Below are 20196 nucleotides of genomic sequence, written 5' to 3' on the forward strand. Positions count from 1 at the left end.
AACAATGCACATGGTACTTTATGGACAGATGCTATTTTAGGAAATTTTGATGAAGTATAAGAGCTCAAGACCAGAAAACATCTCAAAGGATAAAACTTAAACAGTTTCTTAACCATCATCTTAAATCTAATGTCTAATAATCTAACAATCTATTGGTAATGTTACATTTAAAAAAAACAATTTTCCCCGTTTGGGGAGCCGCTTTGCTTTTAGTTTTAGCCGCTTGTTCATCAGTCAATAAGGAGAAAGAGGAGCTTGCGGAGAAAATATCTTCCGAAACTTCCATTCCTTTTACAAAAGAGAAAGCACTTGAGATTGTAAAAACAGGTTTCAATGCAGGTGATAGTTATGGCGAGGTGTGGATCAGGGATTACAATACCTTTATTGAATTGTCTGCAGAAGTTTTTCCTGCTGAGGTTTTGAAAGAAAATCTGTTGGTATTCTTCCGGCTTCAGGGTGAAGATGGAAATATTGTTGATGGTTTTATACCCACCGAAAAGGCCGGGGCCGGGTATGATTACATTTATTCCGATCTGGAACCACGTTATGCGGGACACAAAAATACGGTTGAAACCGATCAGGAATCCTCATTGATACAATCGGTCTATAAATATATTCAGGCTACAGGTGATCAATCCATTTTGGATGAGGAAATCGGTGGGCGATCTGTTGCTCAGAGAATGGAAGATGCCCTTAATTTTCTTTTGGAAGAGCGTTACTCTGAAAAATACGGGTTGCTTTGGGGTGCTACCACTGCCGATTGGGGCGACGTGCAACCGGAGCACGACTGGGGTGTGTTTTTGACCGATGATTCGCACTTATGTGTGGATATTTACGACAATGCCATGTTTTTGATTGCCATTGAAAACTATATGGAAATGGTTCCGGGGAAAAAGGCAGTCTGGACTGAAGTGCACAAAAAGTTTGCTGCCAACAGCCGCAAGGTTCTATGGGATGAGAAGAATCAAAAGTTCTATCCCCATCGTTATCTGGATGATTCTCCTTTTCCGAACGATTTTAATGAAGACCAGATTTTTTACCATGGCGGAACCGCTGTGGCTATTGAAGCAGGCTTACTATCAAAGGATGAGATTCAGGCTTCATTGATGCAGATGAAAGCAAATGTGAATGCCATAGGTGCAGGTTCCATCGGATTGACACTTTACCCGGCCTATCCGGAAGGGTTCTTTAAAAATAAAGGTATGTACCCCTATGGTTATCAGAATGGGGGAGACTGGACCTGGTTTGGGGCCCGCATGATTCAGCAACTGATTCGTTATGGTTTTTTGACCGATGCTTATGAACAGCTGTTACCTATGACCCGACGTGTGGAGGAGAATAATGGTTTCTATGAGTGGTACACTGTTGAAAATGAGCCCAAAGGATCCGGTACTTTTCGCGGATCGGCCGGAGTGCTTTATACAGCCATTGAAATGCTTGAAGATGAACTGAAATAATTTTTTTGATTACCCGCCTACCGGGAGGCAGGCTTTTTTGTGTCAAGACAAAAAAAGAATTGGGGTGAAAGGGGCAAAGCCCCTATATCTATTGGCCTTGGGAATATAATTGGCTATTCATAAATGATAATAGGGAATGGAAAAGTACAGAGAAACTGAGCAGTATTTATTGCCGGAAGAAAAGGAGACCCCCGGTCTCGGGCACTACGATATTTATCCTTCAATTAGACTACCCGAGGGAGCCATCAGTGAAGGTGTAGATGCTTTGGCGCGGTTAATTGCCAATCATAACAGAGTCATTATTGATGGTTTTGAAGGGGTGTTTTTCAAAGAGCTGGAGACAGCATTAAAACAGGAACTTGAAAAGGCGGGGCGCACTGTGAAAATTTTCCATGTTGCCGATGCATTAAAACCTCAGAAAACGATTGATGAGATGGTGGAGCCTTTTCTGGGGGGCGATGATCCGGTTTTTGGCACCAGAACAACACTTTCTCTTAATGATTTCTTTGACAACCATAAACTTTCTGCATTAGAGCCTGATAAATCAACAGATATAAATATTCTGACCGGGCCGGGTGCTGCGCTTGCGGGATGGGATGGTTTACTGGTGTATGTGGATTTACCCAAGAATGAGCTCCAGTTCAGGGCCAGGGCCGGCAGCGTTACTAATTTGGGCGTTCATCAGCCGGAGGCCCCCAAAATGATGTATAAAAGATTCTACTTTGTTGATTGGGTGGTGCTGAACAAACACAAACAGACCTTACTGTCTGAGGTGGATGTGTTTGTGGATGGTCAGGGACCTAAACGTTACAATTTGGCAATTGGCGACATTATTCGTAAAGCCCTCAGGCGGATGGGGCAAAATATGTTTCGTGTGCGCCCTTGGTTTGAGCCTGGAGCCTGGGGCGGACAATGGATCAGAAACCGGATTGGTGGCCTGAATAAAGATGTTATTAATTATGCCTGGTCTTTTGAGTTGATTACCCCTGAAAACGGACTGCTTTTTGAGAGTGACGGCCACTTGCTTGAGTTGTCATTTGATGTGCTTATGTTTCAGGAATCGGATAATGTTTTGGGACAACATGCCGCAGAATATGGGGTAGAATTCCCCATTCGTTTCGATTTTCTCGATACTTTCGACGGCGGAAATCTGTCTGTTCAATGCCATCCACAAAAGGAATATATAAAAAAGCATTTTGGCGAGAATTTTACCCAGGAGGAGACTTATTACATTCTGGATGCCGGAGAAAGCGCAAAATGTTATTTGGGGTTTCAGGAGGATATTGACCCTGATAAATTTGAAAAAGACCTCAAATTCAGCGCTCAAAAAGGTGAGACTATTGACATCACCCGTCATGTTCAGGTGCTTGATTCTCATAAACACGACTTGTTTTTGATACCTCCCGGAACCATTCATGGGTCTGGAATTGACAATCTTGTTCTGGAAATAAGTACTACGCCTTACATTTTTACTTTTAAAATGTACGACTGGATGCGGTTGGATCTGGACGGGAAACCCCGCCCTTTGAATATTGATCGGGGGATGGAAAATCTCTGTTTTGACCGTAAGGGAGAGTATGTAACGAATAAGCTGATTTCGCATCCGGTACTGTTGGACGAGGGAAGTGACTGGCAGCTTTATCATCTGCCCACTCATGAAAAACATTCTTACGATGTACACAGATATCATTTCGATTGGGAGGTGGAAATTAGTACTGAAGGCAAATGCCATGTCTTGTCACTGGTAGAGGGTTCATCCATCGTTGTTGAAACAAAAAACGGAATGAAAAGTCGTTACAATTTTGCAGAAACTTTTGTGGTGTCAGCTGCTGCCGGTAGTTACAGAATTATTAATGAAGGAGAGGGAAGTGCCATTGTGGTAAAAGCCTTTATGAAATAAGATTTCCGGGTAATGCAAAAAATCTACATTCATGTCAACATTCAAAACATCTTTTCTTTCAGGCCTCATCTTTATGTTAGTGGCCTTGAATTCATGCTCCAATTCTTCCCCACAGGTGCTTTGGAAAATCGGAGATGCCAATGACAGTCCCTCAGAGTTTGCTTTAGCTCCGGATGGTTTTGAGGCTTTCCTTGAGAAGGATTTCGGCTTTGAGGACCGGGCTTTTTATGTTGGGCTGTCAGAGGTAAAGGAAGAGTGGCCTTATACGCTTCCCGGTCCTTCCGATGCCTGGGGCGGCACCTCGGGTACCGCAGGCTGGCGCTCTCATCAGTTAAATTTGTTGTTTGCTGTTGATGAGTTTCCTGAAAATGCCACCGGGCAGCTTGTTCTGGATCTTTATAGTTACAACCCCGGACAGGCTCCATTGATCAAAGTATCGATTAATGATTATGCTCAAAAATTTCAATTGCCCTTTTCTGCAGATACTCTTGAATTTCCTGATGCTCATATTAAACCTCGTGAACAAGTTCTTGATGTAGATATTCCTGAAGGGGTATTCCGTAAAGGAGGGAATCAGGTAACTGTTACCATTTTGAGGGGCTCATGGGTGGTTTTTGATCAGGTTTATCTTGAAACAGATACTTCATTGGAATTAAAACCTGCTAAAAAAGCATTTGTAAGGGAAGTGTTTCCGGCTCATTATGAGGTGGAGAAGGATGGTCGTCATTTTCAGCCTCTCATTGTGGATGTTGATCATCTGGAAGGAAAGCCCGAATTGTCAATTTTGCTGGATGAGAGTGAGGTGTTTCGTCAGATTTTGGAGGCCGGGAGGTATCAGTTTGAAGTACCTATGCCTGCCGTAGAAGATGATAAACAAAGTCATTACGAAATATTTGTGGATGGGAATCTTTATGAAGAGGGGATGGTAGAAAGGAGCCCTCAACACAAGATTTCCCCCTCAGGTTATGTGGACACCAAAATGGGTACGGCCCATTCGCGGTGGATGATTGCGCCCGGTCCCTGGATGCCTTTCAGCATGGTTAAGTTGAGTCCCGATAATCAGAATAAAGGCTGGCAGGCTGGTTATGATCCAATTTTTGAGAGTATTCACGGATTCAGTCATATTCATGAATGGACTCTGAGCGGACTGCTTTCTATGCCGGTGACAGGACCGTTGGTCACTCAACCGGGTGATCAGGATAAGCCGGATGAGGGGTTTCGTTCGCGCATTGACAAAAACAGTGAGGAAGCCCCTCTGGGACTGTATAAAGTCCACCTTACCGATTACGATATTTGGGCAGAGGTTACCTCCACTACACGGTGTGGTTTTCAGCGTTACACCTATCCCAAGGGGGAAAAGGCAAGGGTGATGTTAGATCTTTATTTCCCGTCGGAATATGACTTTCTGCTGGATGAGGTGAAGATCGAGAAAGTTAGTGACCATCGCATTGAGGGCTATAGCAAACAACGTACGCCAAACACATGGGCTGGTGGAATAACACAGGAATATGCGATCCATTTTGTGGCAGAGTTTAACCAGCCGATTGCCAAAACCGGGGTGTGGACAGATCAAGGCGTCTCTGATGATTCTTTTTTGGAGGCTAAAAAACCCAAAGATGCAGGGATGTTTGTGGAATTTGATACAAAAAAAGACTCTGTGGTATTGATGCGGACTGGGATTTCGTATGTGAGTATTGAGAATGCTTCTGAAAACCTGAGTGAAGAGATTGCCAGGCCTTTTGAATGGGACTTTGACGAAGTGGTGGATTTTCATCGCCGGACATGGGACCAATTATTGGGGCGCATCAGCATTGATAGCAATGATCGCCGTGAAAAGAAACGGTTTTACACCAATATGTACCGTTCATTTTGCAGTCGCAACACCTACAGCGATGTGAATGGAGAATGGGTGGATGCCAATGAAACAATTCAGAAATTTGAAGATGCAGATAAAGTAGCTCTGGGTTGCGATGCTTTTTGGAATACTTTCTGGAATTTGAATCAGCTCTGGAATCTGGCGGCTCCTGAATGGAGTAACCGCTGGGTAAACTCCCAGCTGGCCATGTACGATGCCAATGGGTGGCTGGCTAAAGGACCTGCCGGAATGGAGTACATTCCCGTTATGGTGGCAGAACATGAAATACCGTTAGTTGTGGGAGCCTGGCAAATGGGAATCAGAGACTTTGATGGTTCTAAAGCATTGGAGGCTGTTACCAAAATGCAGACTAAACCCGGTCAGAACGTGGCCGGTGGATTTGCCGGTAACAGAGATCTTAAGACTTATTTAAAACACCAGTATGTGCCCGCTGATGAAGGACGTTTTTCCAATTCTTTGGAGTACTCTTTCGATGATTGGGCCGTGTCTCAGCTGGCCAAATCTCTTGGTAAAAATGATGTTTATTCACAGTTTATTGACCGTGGTTATTGGTGGAGAAACGTGATTGATCCGGAAACCGGTTTTGCCCGCCTGAAGAACAGTGACGGAAGTTGGGAAGAGGACTTTGATCCTTTTAAAAGCGGAGCCAATCATCATTACGTTGAGGGTAATGCCTGGCAGTTGACGTTTTACGTGCCTCAGGATATACCCGCATTGGTTGATGCCATTGGGCGTGACCGTTTTCTGGACCGCCTGGAATGGGGCTTCGGGGAAAGTCAGAAATGGCGGTACAACGCTCCCAACGATCAGTACTGGGACTATCCGGTGATACAGGGAAATCAGCAGTCTATGCATTTTGCTTTTCTGTTTAACTGGGCCGGAAAACCATGGTTGACACAGAAATGGAGCCGGTCAATAATGGAACGCTACTATGGGTATGGCATTGCCAATGCTTATCTGGGAGATGAAGACCAGGGGCAGATGAGTGCCTGGTTTGTGATGGCTGCGCTGGGCTTGTTTCAAATCGATGGCGGTTGTCGTACCGAGCCGGTTTATGAAATTGCCAGCCCATTGTATTCCCGGGTGGAAATTGACCTGGGGCAGCGCTTTGGCCGTGGCGAAAAGTTTGTCATTGAAGCTGATAATGTGTCCCGCATCAATAAATACGTGCAGTCAGCCACCCTTAATGGTGAGTCCCTGAATACTTTTCAATTTCCGGCATCTGAGCTGTTAAAAGGCGGAACCCTGAAGTTGGAAATGGGGCCTGAACCCAATAAGGAGTGGGGTATCAACCAATAAAAAACTTAAAAGATGAACATTAAATTTGTAATAAAGGGTGTTTTTTCTGCTGCTGTTTTTTTTTCAGTTAGTTCACATGCTCAGCAACAACTGGCAGATCGAATCCTTAAAGATGAAAGGTTGCAGCGAGTTAAAGAGATGGGATACGAAATCCTCAAAACAGGATTTAATGCCGGAGATGGCTATCAGCAAGTATGGGCTAGGGACATGAATACATTTGTGACTCATTCGTGCGATGTGATGCCTCAAAATGAGGTTAGGGAAGCTTTGCTCGGGTTTTTAAAATTCCAGGGATTTGATGGAAATATGCCCGGTGGATACGAGGCGGTTCCTGCTACTCGAAAAGCCGACAACTACCATACTCAGAGTCGTTATGATATGCCCGGGTTTCTGTTTCATAAAAACACGGTTGAAACCGATCAGGAAACCTCGGTAATTCAGGCTTTTTATAAATACATTCAGGCGACGGGAGATAAGTCGATTTTGAATGAAGTGGTTAATGGGAAAACTGTTTTCGAGCGTCTGGCCTTTGCTTTGGATTACCTTATGAAATGGAAATTTAATGAATCCTATGGATTACTTTGGGGGGCTACCACCACTGATTGGGGTGATGTTCAACCTTTGCACGATCCTTCGGTAAACGGCACCAAGTATGATGAGTACAGTGCCCCGGCCATTGATGTATATGACAATTCTATGTTTTTGATTGCATTGGATAATTTTATTGAAATGAGTTCCGATTCATTACAGAAAAAGTACTGGCGTGATATTCATGAGAAAGTCAAAGAAAATATAAGGAAACACCTTTGGGATGAAGAGCAACAAAAATTCATCCCTCACATATACATAAATTTCGATCCATTTGAGGGGGAGGATTTTGACGAGTCGGAGATCTTTTACCACGGGGGAACGGCTGTGGCCATTCAGGCTGGTGTGCTCACACCTTCCGAGATTTCGGTTTCACTTGCAAAGATGGTTGCTAATGTGAAAGTTTCAGGAGCCCGGAGTATAGGCCTGACTCTTTATCCACCTTACCCGGAAGGTAGTTTTCATAATCAAGGTTTTGAACCATATATTTATCAGAATGGAGGAGACTGGACCTGGTTTGGGGGAAGAATGATTACTGCTCTTGCGGAGAATGGATTCTATGAGGAAGCTTATGAGCATTTACAGCCAATGATTGACCGTGCAATTGCCAATGATGGTTTTTATGAATGGTATTCTGTGGATGGAAAACCACATGGATCAGGGATATTTCGCGGATCTGCAGGTGTCTTGATGGAAGCCATTGATAAATTGGAATATTGGGCAAAACAACAAAGGGGAAAGGAATAATAACATTGAAAAATCACTATTGATTGGGAAATTTAAGATATGAATAAGATGGCTTCGGGGTTTTGTCCTCATCAGAAAATAATAAATTTCTTGTCATTGAAAATGAGGCGGTTCTTCAATATTAACCGGTCATCAATGTTTAAATGTAAGAACGCGTCTATAAATGTTTACACAAAAGCTATCCCCTTTTAAAAAATAAAGAGAAATGAAAAAAATATTATTGCTTGCCAGCGTCATTTTGAGTCTGGTATCCTGTCAAACCAATGAAACCCCGTCAGACTTCAACGCAATTCAATATGTTGACCCGCAGATAGGATCGGTTCATGGACGGTGGTTTTTCTACACTCCGGCTGCACTGCCTTTTGGAATGGCCAAACTGGCGCCTCACACCAATGCATATGAAAGCATCGGGAGTTGGCTTCCTGGCGGTTATGATGCACGCCATAATTCCATTGAAGGATTTGGGCATTTTCATGAATTTCAGATAGGAGGCGTGGTGGTAATGCCGACTACGGGGGAGTTAAAAACCGTCCCGGGCACTCTGGAAGATCCTGATACCGGCTATCGTTCCCGCTTTGATAAAAAGGATGAACACTCTTCACCCGGGTACTACAGTGTGCTATTGGAAGACTATAATATCAAGGCTGAGTTGACAGCTACAAAAAGGGTTGGTTTTCATCGATACACTTTTCCTGAATCTGATAGTTCCTGTCTGATTTTTGACGTGGGACACAAACAGGGCGAAAGCAGCGACGTTATTGAAGCGTATGCTGGTTTGGAGAATGAAAATGAGGTTGTGGGATATGTAGAGACCTATCCGGAATACGCCAAATTTTGTGATCCGGGAAATTACGTTAAGATGTATTTTGTGGCAAAGCTCAGCAAGGCGCCTGATGAGGTTGGGGTATTTATGGACTCTGATATTCAGAATGAACAACTGCAAACCCAAGGTACCGGGAATGGATTGTTTCTGACTTTCAGTACCCAAAAAGATGAGGTGGTGGAAATGCAGGTGGGACTTTCTTATACCAGTATTGATAATGCCAGACTGAACCTGGAAACTGAAGCAACCGGAATGACCTTTGATGAGGTAAGGGAAGATGCCGCCAGAGAGTGGAACAGTATGTTGGGGCGCATTAGGGTAGAGGATGAAAATGTGGAAAACAAGACCAAATTCTACACAGGTTTGTATCATGCTTTGCTGGGACGTGGCATTGCCAGCGATGTGAACGGGCAGTATAAACTCAATGGCCAGGGAATCGGTCAAATCCCGTTGGATGAGGCAGGCCAACCGCTATATAACCACATCAATACCGATGGTTTCTGGGGTGGCTTCTGGAATCTTAGTCAGCTATGGGCATTGGCTTATCCAGAATACCTTGCTCAGTATGTTCAGTCGAATATTGATTTCTACAAAGAAACCGGATGGTTGCACGATGGAGAAGCTGCCGGCGTATTTACCAATGGTGTTCAAACCAATTTCCAGGGGCTCTTAATTGCTTCAGCCTATAACTGCGGAATCAGGGATTTTGATGTGGAAGCCGGCTATAAGGCTGCATTGAAGAATGAAACCGAATACCGCGGAAGGACCCTTGGAAACGGGAAATACGATCTGCATTATTTTGTCAGAAATGGTTATGTGCCATACAAGGATACGACCATTTCCAATGGTTGGGTGTTCAATTTTGGAGCATCACATACGCTGGAATATGCTTTCAGTTCTTACGCTGTTGGTCAGATGGCTCAGCAAATGGGTAAAGATGATGACTATCGAAAATTAATGGAACAGGCAGGTTATTGGCAGAATATCTTTGATGAGGAAACCAAATTTATTCGACCCAAATTGCCCAACGGGGAATTCCTTCACCCTTTTGATCATATGAAAGGCTGGGATGGTTTTCAGGAAGGCAATGCCTGGCAGTTTACCTGGTTTGTTCCGCACGACGTAGCCTGGTTAATGGATCAAACCGGAAAAGACCTCTTTAATGAGCGCCTGGAAAAAACTTTTACAGAGAGTCGTAAATCATTATTTGGCGGGGGCCGGGAGATCGATAGTTTTTCAGGAGTGGAGAAGCTTTACAACCATGGCAATCAACCTTGTTTGCATCAGTCGTGGTTGTTTAATTACTCCGGAAAGCCCTGGTTGACACAAAAGTGGACAAGGTTGATCCGCGATGAGTTTTATGGTACCGGGCCTTTGCACGGCTATGGTTTTGGTCAGGATGAAGATCAGGGACAACTGGGGGCGTGGTATGTTATGGCCGCTCTTGGTTTGTTCGATGTACAGGGGCATGCTTCAGCCAATCCAACTTTCCAGTTTGGCAGTCCGCAATTTGACAAAGTAACCATTGATCTGCCGGGTGACTCAGGAAGAATACTGGTAATAAAAACGCTAAACAATGGACCTGACAATTATTACACACAAAAGTTGGAATTCAATGGAAAACCGATTGATGAATGTTGGATTGACAGGGATGAGCTGATGAAAGGGGGAACTTTGTCCTTTACCATGGATTCTCTGCCAAATCAGGATTGGGGGCTGAAAACTCCGCCGCCATCAATGAGCATAGAGAATCAGTAATGATAATTCTTTACAAATTGTAATGTTTTGATGTTGAAAAACAGGAACTGCCGGATAAGTGTTTGATTGACAAAGAGCAATTTAGCTTTCGATTTTTTTGGAACTTGTTAATTTGTGTTTACTTTTGTGAGGTTTTATTGGATGCTGTGATATATGGTAAACACGAACATAGATATTCCCGGACTCAAGAATGGCAATAAGAAAGCTTTTGAAGTTATCTATCAGGATTTTTTTGACATGCTTTTTTATTTGGCCGTTGGGTATCTTCAGGATAGAGAGCGGGCACGTGAACTGGTGCAGGATGCTTTTATGAAATTGTGGGAGCACCGGGAAACCATAAGCAATAAAACCAATATCAAAAACTATCTTTATACCATTGTTAAGAATAGCTGCCTCAATGATTTGAGAGAACAGGAAATTATTGCTCGAAATAATCGGGAGTATCTTATCCCTGAATTGAAATATCGCCAGGAAGCACTGGAAGCCTTTGCTGCTTCATATAACGAGGTGGAATCTTTACTGGAGATAGTTGAGAAATCCATAGATGATTTACCCGAAGATATTCGCATTACTTTTCGTTTAAACCGGTATGAGAATCTCACCTACAAAGAGATTTCCCAAAAACTGGATATAAGTCCAAAAACAGTGGAAGCACGTATTTCCAAAGCTTTGAAAATATTACGTTGCGACCTTAAGGAATACCTGCCTTTGGTGCAGTTGTTTTTTGTTTTTCTCCGTCTGTGAATCTGATGCCTCCTTTCGCCACTACCATCGAAGGGGTTGGTTTACTAATCCTTTTGAATGTTTACCTCATAAAATTTTTGCGCGAAATGTTTGTGTTATATTTCCTGAATAATCATCCACCTCAATAGGTCTCATTCTTAAGGCAAATATGCAAATGAGGGCGTGCCCTTTAAAAATAAACTATCTTTTTATAATTCTGATTTTCTGCCCGGTGTGAAAAAATATTAAAAAAAGTTTTGATTTTGCATAGGGTATTACCCTGGTTGTGTGTTAAGGTTAAAAAAAGAATAACATTGAAGGAACAATTTTATCATATTTTAAAAGGTCAGGTGTCCGGGAAGGAGCGAAGTGACTTTTTTCAGGAATTGGATAATAATCCGGAAGAAAGACGTGAATACATGGCATTGGAAAAGCTGTGGGTAGCACATAAAATGGCCGGAAAACGAACATCTGATAAGTTCAGAAAGCGCAGTTTTAATGAATTTTGGGATAACACCAAAAAACGGAAAGGATTTTCTATATGGTCGGCTATTAGTGGTGCAGCAGCCATCGTTGTTATCAGTTTAATGGTGGGAAAATACATATTCCCCGGAACATGGCCTTTCTCACCCGATATGGTTGAATTTTCTGCTCCTAAAGGAAGTATTTCCCAGATAGAACTGGAAGATGGCAGCCGGATTTGGTTAAACTCAGGAACCACTGCCAAAGTGATCACGCACGGTATTTTTAAAACTTCTGTTGATCTTGAGGGAGAGGCCTTTTTCGATGTGGTTCACAACGACAGACGGGAATTTATTGTGCAGGCCGGGGATTATTCCATATACGACAGGGGCACCAAATTTAATGTAGACTATGATATGGAACGGAATTCAATTACGACGGCTTTATTTGAAGGAGCCATTGAATTCAATAATGAGGAACGTTCTCTTTTGCGGGATTTGGAGCCGGGGAAAATGTTTTGTTTCAACATAGATGAAAGTCGAATATCCATTACCAATGCCGAGCAGGAGTTTATTACCGCATGGAAAGAAGGCAAGTTTGTTTTTGTTGACAAAACGCTTGCAGAAATTGCTGAAGAACTGGAGGAGTGGTATGATGTGAAGTTTATTTTTAAAGATCCGGAGGTAAAAGAGGAAGTTTTCACCGGAGTGATAAAGCGTCGCACCAGTATGGAGCATCTGCTTAAGGTTTTACGCCTTTCGTCTGAGATGCAATATAAAATAGAAACTAAAGAGGACGGCAGTTGTACTGTCATCTTTAAATAAAAAGAAACAGGCACATTGCGCCAACAACGTGCCTGCTCTTAACAGTTAAAATGAAACTGCGCCAACAGTTTCAAATGTGTAACTTAAAACATTACAAATTTATGAAAAAAAGTCGGATGACGTTGTGTCGACAGCGGCGCAACTGGGAAAAAATCTATCGTGTTATGAAACTTTCCCTCTTTATGTTGGTTCTTTTTGGCCTCACTCTATCGGCTGAAAACTCCCATGGGCAAAAGCGAATTACTACTCTTTCGGTTGAAAATGCCACCATTTTAGATGTTTTCAGAGCCATTGAAAAAGAGAGTGATTTTGGCTTCTTCTTTAAAAATGATCAGCTGGACCTTGACAAACGCTACTCGTTTGAGGTGGAAAACACTACGGTAGAGGAGCTACTGGCTTCTGTACTCGCTGATGATGCTTACTCCTTTAAAGTAATTGGGGAAAATGTTGTGATTCTTCGGGAGGATGTTCCTGCAAATCAGCAGCAGTTTACCGTTCAGGGGACTGTTACCGATACTGGAGGAGAACCCATACCGGGTGTAAACATTGTGGTGGAGGGGACCACAACAGGTACCATTACCGATATTGACGGCAACTATACTTTATCTGTGGAGGATCCCAATACAGTATTGCTTTTTTCTTTTGTTGGTTTTGAAGATCAAAGGGTTGAGGTGAATGGCCGAGATACTATTGATGTGGTTATGGAATCTGATGTTTCTGAGCTGGATGAGGTTGTGGTGGTTGGTTATGGTACCCAGCGCAAATCGGATGTGACCGGTTCTGTAGGAACGGCTTCAGGTGACGAAATTTTGGAGAAACCTTCTTTTAATGCTCTTCAGGGATTACGCGGAAAAGTTTCAGGAGTGAATATCTTTACCAATTCGGGGTCGCCTACAGGCAGCACCCGTGTTATGATCAGGGGAATCGGAACCATTAACTCTTCTTCTGAACCACTGTATGTGGTAGATGGAGTGGTAATGGAGAATTTTGACCTCATGAACCCCAACAATATCGAAAGCATCGAAGTCTTAAAAGATGCGTCGGCCACGGCCATTTATGGTGCAAGGGGTGCAAATGGTGTTTTACTGGTCACTACAAAGCGGGGGCGCGAAGTTGAAGGTGTTACCGTGAGTTATGACACTTATGTCAGTATTGGTACACTTCGTAAAAAAATGGATTTGCTGAACGCTGAAGAGTGGATGGAAGTATTGAGAAAAGGCTATGACAATGCCCCTAAATACAACAGTTATGCGCCGGGTGAAGAGCCTGTACTTACCACTAATGATCCGCGTTTGTTTGATGCTCAGGGCAATCCCCGCTATGATACCGATTGGCAGGAGGAGGCCACAAGAACAGCAGTATCGCATAATCACCAGTTGAGTGTGCAGCATGGTGGTGAGAATTCATCCTTTGGTGCTTTTCTTAATTATTCAGACAATGAGGGTATCATGTTGAATTCCTGGATGAAGCGCGTCAATGCCAAAATGGTCTACGATGCTAAAATTAAAGATTGGTTATCCTTTGGAATGAATCTTTCGGTGAATAAAACCTGGGAAAACAGTGTGGAAGAAGGTGGTGGTCACCAAATGCCACGAAGATCAATGATTGAGATGCCCCCGATTTTTCCGGTTAAGTTTCCCGATGGTTCCTGGTCCAATACTTTCAGCATATCTGATGCTTATGGCCTTGAAGCTATTCCAAACCCTGTGCATGTTTTGAAAACGCAGGAGCGTCTTAACAACAATACTCAGATCTTTGGTAATGCCTTTTTTACTTTTCATATCGCTGATGGTCTTGATCTGAAAACCCAGTTGGGAATTGACAACAATATTTATGAATGGAGATATTACAGTCCTACTGATTTGATCAATATTTCTGCACCTAATGGAAATGCTTCTATTGATAATTCCAGAAGGCTTTACTGGCAGCAGGAGACTTTTCTGAATTACGACAAAGTATTTGGAGCACATCGTCTGAGTGCTGTGCTTGGACTCAGCTGGCAGGAGCGTACTTACCGTTCCAACGGTTCCTCTACCAGTGGATTTGCTGATAACTTCTTTAAATACAATAACTTGGGAGCTGCCTCGGATCCAAATCCGCCATCGTCCTACGCTGAAAGATGGGCTATGAATTCCTACTTCCTTCGCGCCAGCTATACCTATAATGATCGTTATTTGCTCACTTTCACAGGCCGTGCCGATGGTTCTTCCCGATTTGGAGAAGATAATAAGTACGGATATTTTCCATCAGCCGGACTTGGTTGGATTGTTTCTAATGAAGACTTCATGAACAACAATTCACTGGTGAGCTTACTGAAATTACGTACCAGCTACGGTATCACGGGTAATACCGAAATCGGCACATACCGATCGCTTGCCACAGTGGGATCCGGTACAGTACTTATCAATGGAGGTCGGGAAACAAGCAGCTCGGTCAACCGTTTGCCAAACCCTGAACTGGAATGGGAAAAGACCGAACAGTTCAACGTTGGTATGGATTTGGGTTTGTTTGACAACAGAATCTCCATGGAGTTGGATTACTACTATAAGCTAACACGTGACTTGCTGCTTAATCGTCCGGTTCCTCACAGTACCGGTTTCGGGTCGGTTATCGACAATATTGGATCCGTTTCTAACCAGGGTATCGACTTTATGCTGAATACCACCAATATCCAAAATAATGACCTGCAATGGACTTCAAGTCTGAACCTGAACTTTAATAAAAACCAAATTGAGGAATTGGGTGAAAACGATGAGGACATTTTCCCAGGACCCTGGTGGGTTTCAGGTAGTCAGATTATCTTGCGGGTGGGTGAGCCTTTGAGTTCATTCTATGGTTACCGTCGTCTTGGCACCTGGAACACGGATGAGGCTGCCGAAGCCGCCGAAGTAGGCCGTATTCCCGGAGAAGCAAAACGTTCCGAAGAAAAAGAAATCATTGGTAAGGGTATTCCCGACTGGACAGGAAGTTTTATTAACCGCTTTAAATACAAAAACTTTGACCTGTCTGTCGACCTTCAGTTTGTGATGGGGGTAGATATTCTGCAGCAGTTTTTCCACTCTACGGAAGATCGCACAGGATATGCCAACAGTCTCAGTACTGTTTTGCATGAAGCCTGGACTCCAAACAATCAGAATACCATGATTCAGCAAATACGCAATGCACCGCTTAGCGGACAGAACAGTGAAATTGACGACCACTGGGTATGCGATGGTTCCTATTTGCGTGGTAACCTGATATCTCTGGGGTACAATTTCGACGATTCATTTCTTACTACCACCGGATTTAAACGCTTGAGGGTTTATGCCAGTGTAGAGAATGCTTTTGTAATCCATTCTGATGATTTCAAAGGTTTTGATCCGGAAGCTACCTCATGGGGAGGCAATCAATGGGGGCAGAATATGTTCTTCTTCCAGTATCCCAAGCCCCGGACCTTCACATTGGGTGTTAATCTTGAATTTTAAGATCTAACTTTAAATGAATTTGAAAATGAAAAAACTTATTATATTTCTTGCTCCTCTCTTTTTTCTGGCTTCTTGTGAAGACTTTCTCAAGGAGGAGCCTAAAAGCGAGATGAGTGTGGATCAGTATTTTTCTGAGCCTGCTCATGCTCAAAATGCAGTGAACAGCTTGTATCGCGATGGTTTCCCTGGTTTTTTTGGTGCCGGAAGTGCTTATCGTGGAAGTACTGTTATGCTGGGAGGTTACATGTCCGGATTATTCGATAATGAATACAAAGGCCAGGAAGTGCATGTTGAAGAATGTCATAACTTAACGTTGTCACCCATAAATATGGCAGGTTACCTGGATGATATCTGGGATCCTTGTTATACGGCCATTTCGCGTGCCAACAATGCCATAAAGTATATTCCCTCCACGCCTGGTTTAACAGAGGCTAATGCCAAAAAACTTGAAGCTCAGGCTCGTTTTTTCAGAGCCATTAATTATTTTCATTTGGTAAAGACTTTTGGCGGAGTTCCGCTGATTCTTGAGCCTTATGAATCGCTTGACGAACTATATAAAGAAAGAGCTACTGCCGCTCAGATCTATGACCAAATTATCACCGATTTACAATTTGCATATAACGAAGGTGGTTTGGGCAACAACCCCATGCCGATGAACAATTTCAGGGTTTCAAAGGGTTCAGTGGGAGCTGTATTGGCTGATGTTTATATGACCATGAGTGGTTTTCCGGTTCAAAGTGATCATTATGCCGATGCAGCAGACATGGCCCGTGATATTATTACATCAGGGAATTACGGTCTTATTGGTCACGGTGCAGACTTATCCAGTAGCGCTTACAATAAGATGAGAACTTCTGATATGGAGCAGGAATATCTTTATGTGATAGAATATGAATCAGGTATTGCTGAAAGTGGTTGGTTGCCTACTTACAGTTATCCCAACCGCGCTGCAACGTGGGGAATTTTCCAATATTCTATTACCAACAATGCCTATCGTCCGGTTGAAGAATTATTAAGGGTTTATGATCCTTCTGACGATCTGAGATTTCAGGAAAAACAATTTTTTCACTCCGAACTGACCTATACCGAGGTGGTTGATGGTGTTGAGCAGGAGATGACAAAAACTTTTGAGCCATCACCTTACTTGTGGCACGATGATGAAGCACTCTTTGAAACCGGACGTGGCGGAAATGATGTGGCTGTTTACCGTTATGCCGAGGTATTGTTGATTGCAGCGGAGGCCATTGCTCGTAGCGAAGGTGTGACTGCGGAGGCTGTTGGATATTTGGCGGATGTGCGTGAGAGGGCTTATTGGCAAACTGACAGGGCTACTATTGAAGCCGGATTGTCCGGATTATCAGTAGAGGACTTTGTTGAGGAGGTATGGAAAGAAAGATTGCGCGAACTACCGCTTGAGTATCGTGTATGGAGTGATGTACAGCGTACCCGGAAGTTTCCGGTAACAGATGAAAATACACCAGGGGAGGTGACTTTTGTTGATGTTGTAGGTCATACCAATGTTTGGGGAGCTACCTTCCAGGAAAAGCATCTTCTGTTCCCGATTTCAGAAAATGAAATGCAACGAAATCCCAATCTTGTTCAGAATACTGGTTACTCTAATTAAAAACTAAATGGAGAAGGGCAGATGCTGTTGTTCCAAAGAACCACAGTATCTGCCTTTTTAACGATTTAAACTGAAGCTATGTGCTTAATAAATAAGCTATGATATTGAAAATAAATGTTATATCAATTTTATTGGGAATTGCTCTATTTACCGCAGGTTGTACTAAAGAAAAAAAATCTGAACCTGTTGATTATGTGAACCCATACATGGGGAATATAAGTCACCTGTTGGTTCCAACTTATCCCACCATTCATTTGACCAATAGTTTCCTGAGAGTGTATCCTCAAAGGCATGATTATACCGGAGATCTTCTTCATGGGTTACCGGTTGTGGTGACCAGTCATCGAGGCAGTTCCGCTTTTAACCTCAGTCCGGTGGCCGGAATTCCCGATAATTTCCGGTCTGTTTACGATTACTCCTACGATCTGGAAGAAATTACCCCTTACGATTACTCTGTTTTTCTGGATGAACAGGGGATTGATATTAAAATGGCGGTATCTCATCAATCTGCCCTGTATCAGATTTCCTTTCCCAAAAAAGAATCGGCTTCTTTGGTTGTCAATACAGCAAATGGCAGTCTCAAATGGGACGGAAAAGCTATTACCGGCTTTCAGCAGCTTCAAAACAATACCCGGGTTTTTATTTATCTGGAACCCGAAATAAAACCTCAAAATGTTACCCTACCGGATGGTGAAGGGCTTATCACACGGGAAACGAAGCTAACCGGAGAGAACGTAGCCATGGTAATGCACTTTAACAACCTTTGGAATCCGTTAAATATTAGATACGGTATCTCTTTTATTGATGCGTCGCAGGCGAGCCGGAATGTGAAGCGGGAAATTGCTGACTTTGATATTGATAAACTGAGAACCAAAGGCCGTAAAACCTGGAATAAAGCTCTGGGAAAATTAAAAATTAAAGGAGGGACCCTTGATCAAAAATCTGTGTTTTATACTTCTCTTTATCGCACTTATGAGCGACCAGTCTGTATTTCAGAGGACGGCCGGTACTTCAGTGCTTTTGATGGCGAGGTGCACTCCGACAAGGGCGTTCCTTTTTATACCGATGACTGGATTTGGGACACCTATAGGGCTACTCACCCATTGAGGGTTTTGATTGAACCGGAGATGGAGGAGGATATCATTCGTTCATTTCTGAGAATGGCCGAACAGATGGATCATTTTTGGATGCCTACTTTCCCGGAAATAACGGGCGATAGCAGACGGATGAATTCAAATCACGGGGTTGCTACTGTTATCGATGCTTACCGAAAAGGACTGACTGGTTTTGATTTGAAGAAGGCCTATCAGGCCTGCAAAAATGCCATTACAGAAAAAACGTTAGCTCCCTGGTCGGCTAAACCTGCCGGAGAATTGGATCGCTTCTACCAAGAACATGGTTACATTCCCGCCTTAAAGGACGATGAGGAGGAATATATACCTGAGGTTCATTCTTTTGAAAGGCGGCAGCCTGTGGCTGTGACTCTGGGTACTGCTTATGACGAATGGTGCCTGGCCCAAATTGCCCAGGAACTGAACTACAGAGAGCAATATATGCATTTCATAGACAGGGCATTGAATTATCGTCATTTATTTCACCCACAAACCCATTTTTTTCATCCACGTGATAGTGCAGGATTGTTCATTGAACCATTTGATTATGTGTTCTCAGGTGGACAAGGAGCCAGGCAATATTATGGTGAAAACAATGCCTGGGTTTACCGTTGGGATGTTCCGCACAATGTGAAAGACCTGATTGATATGATGGGTGGCCCAGAAGCTTTTGATGAAAACCTTGATAGCATGTTTGCTGCTCCCCTTGGTAAAAGTAAATATTCCTTTTATGCCCAGTTGCCCGATCATACAGGTAATGTTGGACAATTCTCAATGGCAAATGAGCCTTCTTTGCATATTCCATACCTGTACAATTATGCCGGCACGCCCTGGAAAACGCAAAAGCGAATCCGTAACTTGCTTAATCAGTGGTTTCGAAATGACCTGATGGGAGTTCCGGGCGATGAGGATGGCGGAGGTATGTCTGCTTTTGTGGTTTTTTCGCAGTTGGGATTCTACCCGGTTAGTCCCGGATTGCCGGTTTACAATATTGGTAGTCCTGTCTTTGCAGAATCCGAAGTAAAACTAGGTAATGGTCACACTTTTCGTGTCGAAACAGAAAACTATGATCCGGATCATAAATTTATACAATCTGCCACCCTGAATGGAGAATCATGGGAAAAGCCCTGGTTTAGTCATGAAGAACTGATGCAGGGCGGAATTCTGAAACTGACCATGGGAAAATATCCGAATAAATACTGGGGTGCCCGTAGGACTTATGCGCCACCTTCATTTAAATGGAACGAAACTCCTTGACACACACAACTGATCTTTGAAAATTGACAAAGCGAGGTTGTCTTAAAAGTATAAAACGTCAAAAGCGTGTCATGTTGAGGGTAACCGAAACATCTGTTTATTAAACGAACAGATTCAGCGACAAGCTCAGAATGGCATCAAATTTATACTTCCGAGACAACCTCATTTTTTGGGCTTAGAATAAAACACAAAATTATGACCACGAGGCGAACTTTCTAAAAACAAACGTCAATGGCAATCGCCGGAATGGCTATGGTCATATCCTGCATATGGATGCTCCGG

General features: G+C 43.2%; 10 protein-coding genes. All 10 read left to right on the forward strand.

Annotated features, from left to right (window positions below; translation table 11 throughout):
* Window positions 1-158 precede the first annotated feature (158 nt).
* Window positions 159-1457, forward strand: a complete 1299-nt coding sequence (locus tag DDZ16_RS18475; RefSeq protein ID WP_198416763.1) for a glucosidase family protein — start codon at window positions 159-161, stop codon at window positions 1455-1457.
* Window positions 1458-1593: 136 nt separating this feature from the next.
* Window positions 1594-3357 (forward strand): class I mannose-6-phosphate isomerase, encoded by a 1764-nt coding sequence (locus DDZ16_RS18480; RefSeq protein ID WP_109265968.1) that lies wholly within the window; start codon window positions 1594-1596, stop codon window positions 3355-3357.
* 31 nt (window positions 3358-3388) lie between these two features.
* Window positions 3389-6532 carry a GH92 family glycosyl hydrolase gene (locus tag DDZ16_RS18485; RefSeq protein WP_109265969.1) on the forward strand — a complete coding sequence of 1048 codons (3144 nt, stop codon included), beginning with the start codon at window positions 3389-3391 and terminating at the stop codon, window positions 6530-6532.
* 12 nt (window positions 6533-6544) lie between these two features.
* Entirely contained in the window at window positions 6545-7867 is a 1323-nt protein-coding gene (locus DDZ16_RS18490; protein WP_109265970.1) for a GH36-type glycosyl hydrolase domain-containing protein, read from the forward strand.
* A gap of 205 nt (window positions 7868-8072) precedes the next feature.
* Complete coding sequence (locus DDZ16_RS18495) at window positions 8073-10448, forward strand: GH92 family glycosyl hydrolase (RefSeq protein ID WP_109265971.1); 2376 nt, start codon at window positions 8073-8075, stop codon at window positions 10446-10448.
* A gap of 153 nt (window positions 10449-10601) precedes the next feature.
* Window positions 10602-11192: an RNA polymerase sigma-70 factor gene (locus DDZ16_RS18500; RefSeq protein WP_109265972.1), complete on the forward strand. Its 591-nt coding sequence runs from the start codon at window positions 10602-10604 to the stop codon at window positions 11190-11192.
* 293 nt (window positions 11193-11485) lie between these two features.
* Window positions 11486-12457: a FecR family protein gene (locus DDZ16_RS18505; protein WP_109265973.1), complete on the forward strand. Its 972-nt coding sequence runs from the start codon at window positions 11486-11488 to the stop codon at window positions 12455-12457.
* Between the two features lie 101 nt (window positions 12458-12558).
* Window positions 12559-15921: a SusC/RagA family TonB-linked outer membrane protein gene (locus DDZ16_RS18510; protein ID WP_198416764.1), complete on the forward strand. Its 3363-nt coding sequence runs from the start codon at window positions 12559-12561 to the stop codon at window positions 15919-15921.
* A gap of 25 nt (window positions 15922-15946) precedes the next feature.
* Complete coding sequence (locus DDZ16_RS18515; protein WP_109265975.1) at window positions 15947-17545, forward strand: RagB/SusD family nutrient uptake outer membrane protein; 1599 nt, start codon at window positions 15947-15949, stop codon at window positions 17543-17545.
* 98 nt (window positions 17546-17643) lie between these two features.
* Window positions 17644-19914, forward strand: coding sequence for a GH92 family glycosyl hydrolase (locus DDZ16_RS18520; RefSeq protein ID WP_109265976.1), 2271 nt, complete (start codon window positions 17644-17646; stop codon window positions 19912-19914).
* Window positions 19915-20196 lie beyond the last annotated feature (282 nt).

This window comes from Marinilabilia rubra, from assembly GCF_003121985.1.
GTDB lineage: Bacteria > Bacteroidota > Bacteroidia > Bacteroidales > Marinilabiliaceae > Marinilabilia > Marinilabilia rubra.

Excerpts from the sequence above, each read along its gene's own strand:
- DDZ16_RS18475 (WP_198416763.1), top strand. The coding sequence starts at position 159 with ATGTTACATTTAAAAAAAACAATTTTCCCCGTTTGGGGAGCCGCTTTG.
- DDZ16_RS18480 (WP_109265968.1), top strand. The coding sequence starts at position 1,594 with ATGGAAAAGTACAGAGAAACTGAGCAGTATTTATTGCCGGAAGAAAAG.
- DDZ16_RS18485 (WP_109265969.1), top strand. The coding sequence starts at position 3,389 with ATGTCAACATTCAAAACATCTTTTCTTTCAGGCCTCATCTTTATGTTA.
- DDZ16_RS18490 (WP_109265970.1), top strand. The coding sequence starts at position 6,545 with ATGAACATTAAATTTGTAATAAAGGGTGTTTTTTCTGCTGCTGTTTTT.
- DDZ16_RS18495 (WP_109265971.1), top strand. The coding sequence starts at position 8,073 with ATGAAAAAAATATTATTGCTTGCCAGCGTCATTTTGAGTCTGGTATCC.
- DDZ16_RS18500 (WP_109265972.1), top strand. The coding sequence starts at position 10,602 with ATGGTAAACACGAACATAGATATTCCCGGACTCAAGAATGGCAATAAG.
- DDZ16_RS18510 (WP_198416764.1), top strand. The coding sequence starts at position 12,559 with ATGAAAAAAAGTCGGATGACGTTGTGTCGACAGCGGCGCAACTGGGAA.
- DDZ16_RS18515 (WP_109265975.1), top strand. The coding sequence starts at position 15,947 with ATGAAAAAACTTATTATATTTCTTGCTCCTCTCTTTTTTCTGGCTTCT.
- DDZ16_RS18520 (WP_109265976.1), top strand. The coding sequence starts at position 17,644 with ATGATATTGAAAATAAATGTTATATCAATTTTATTGGGAATTGCTCTA.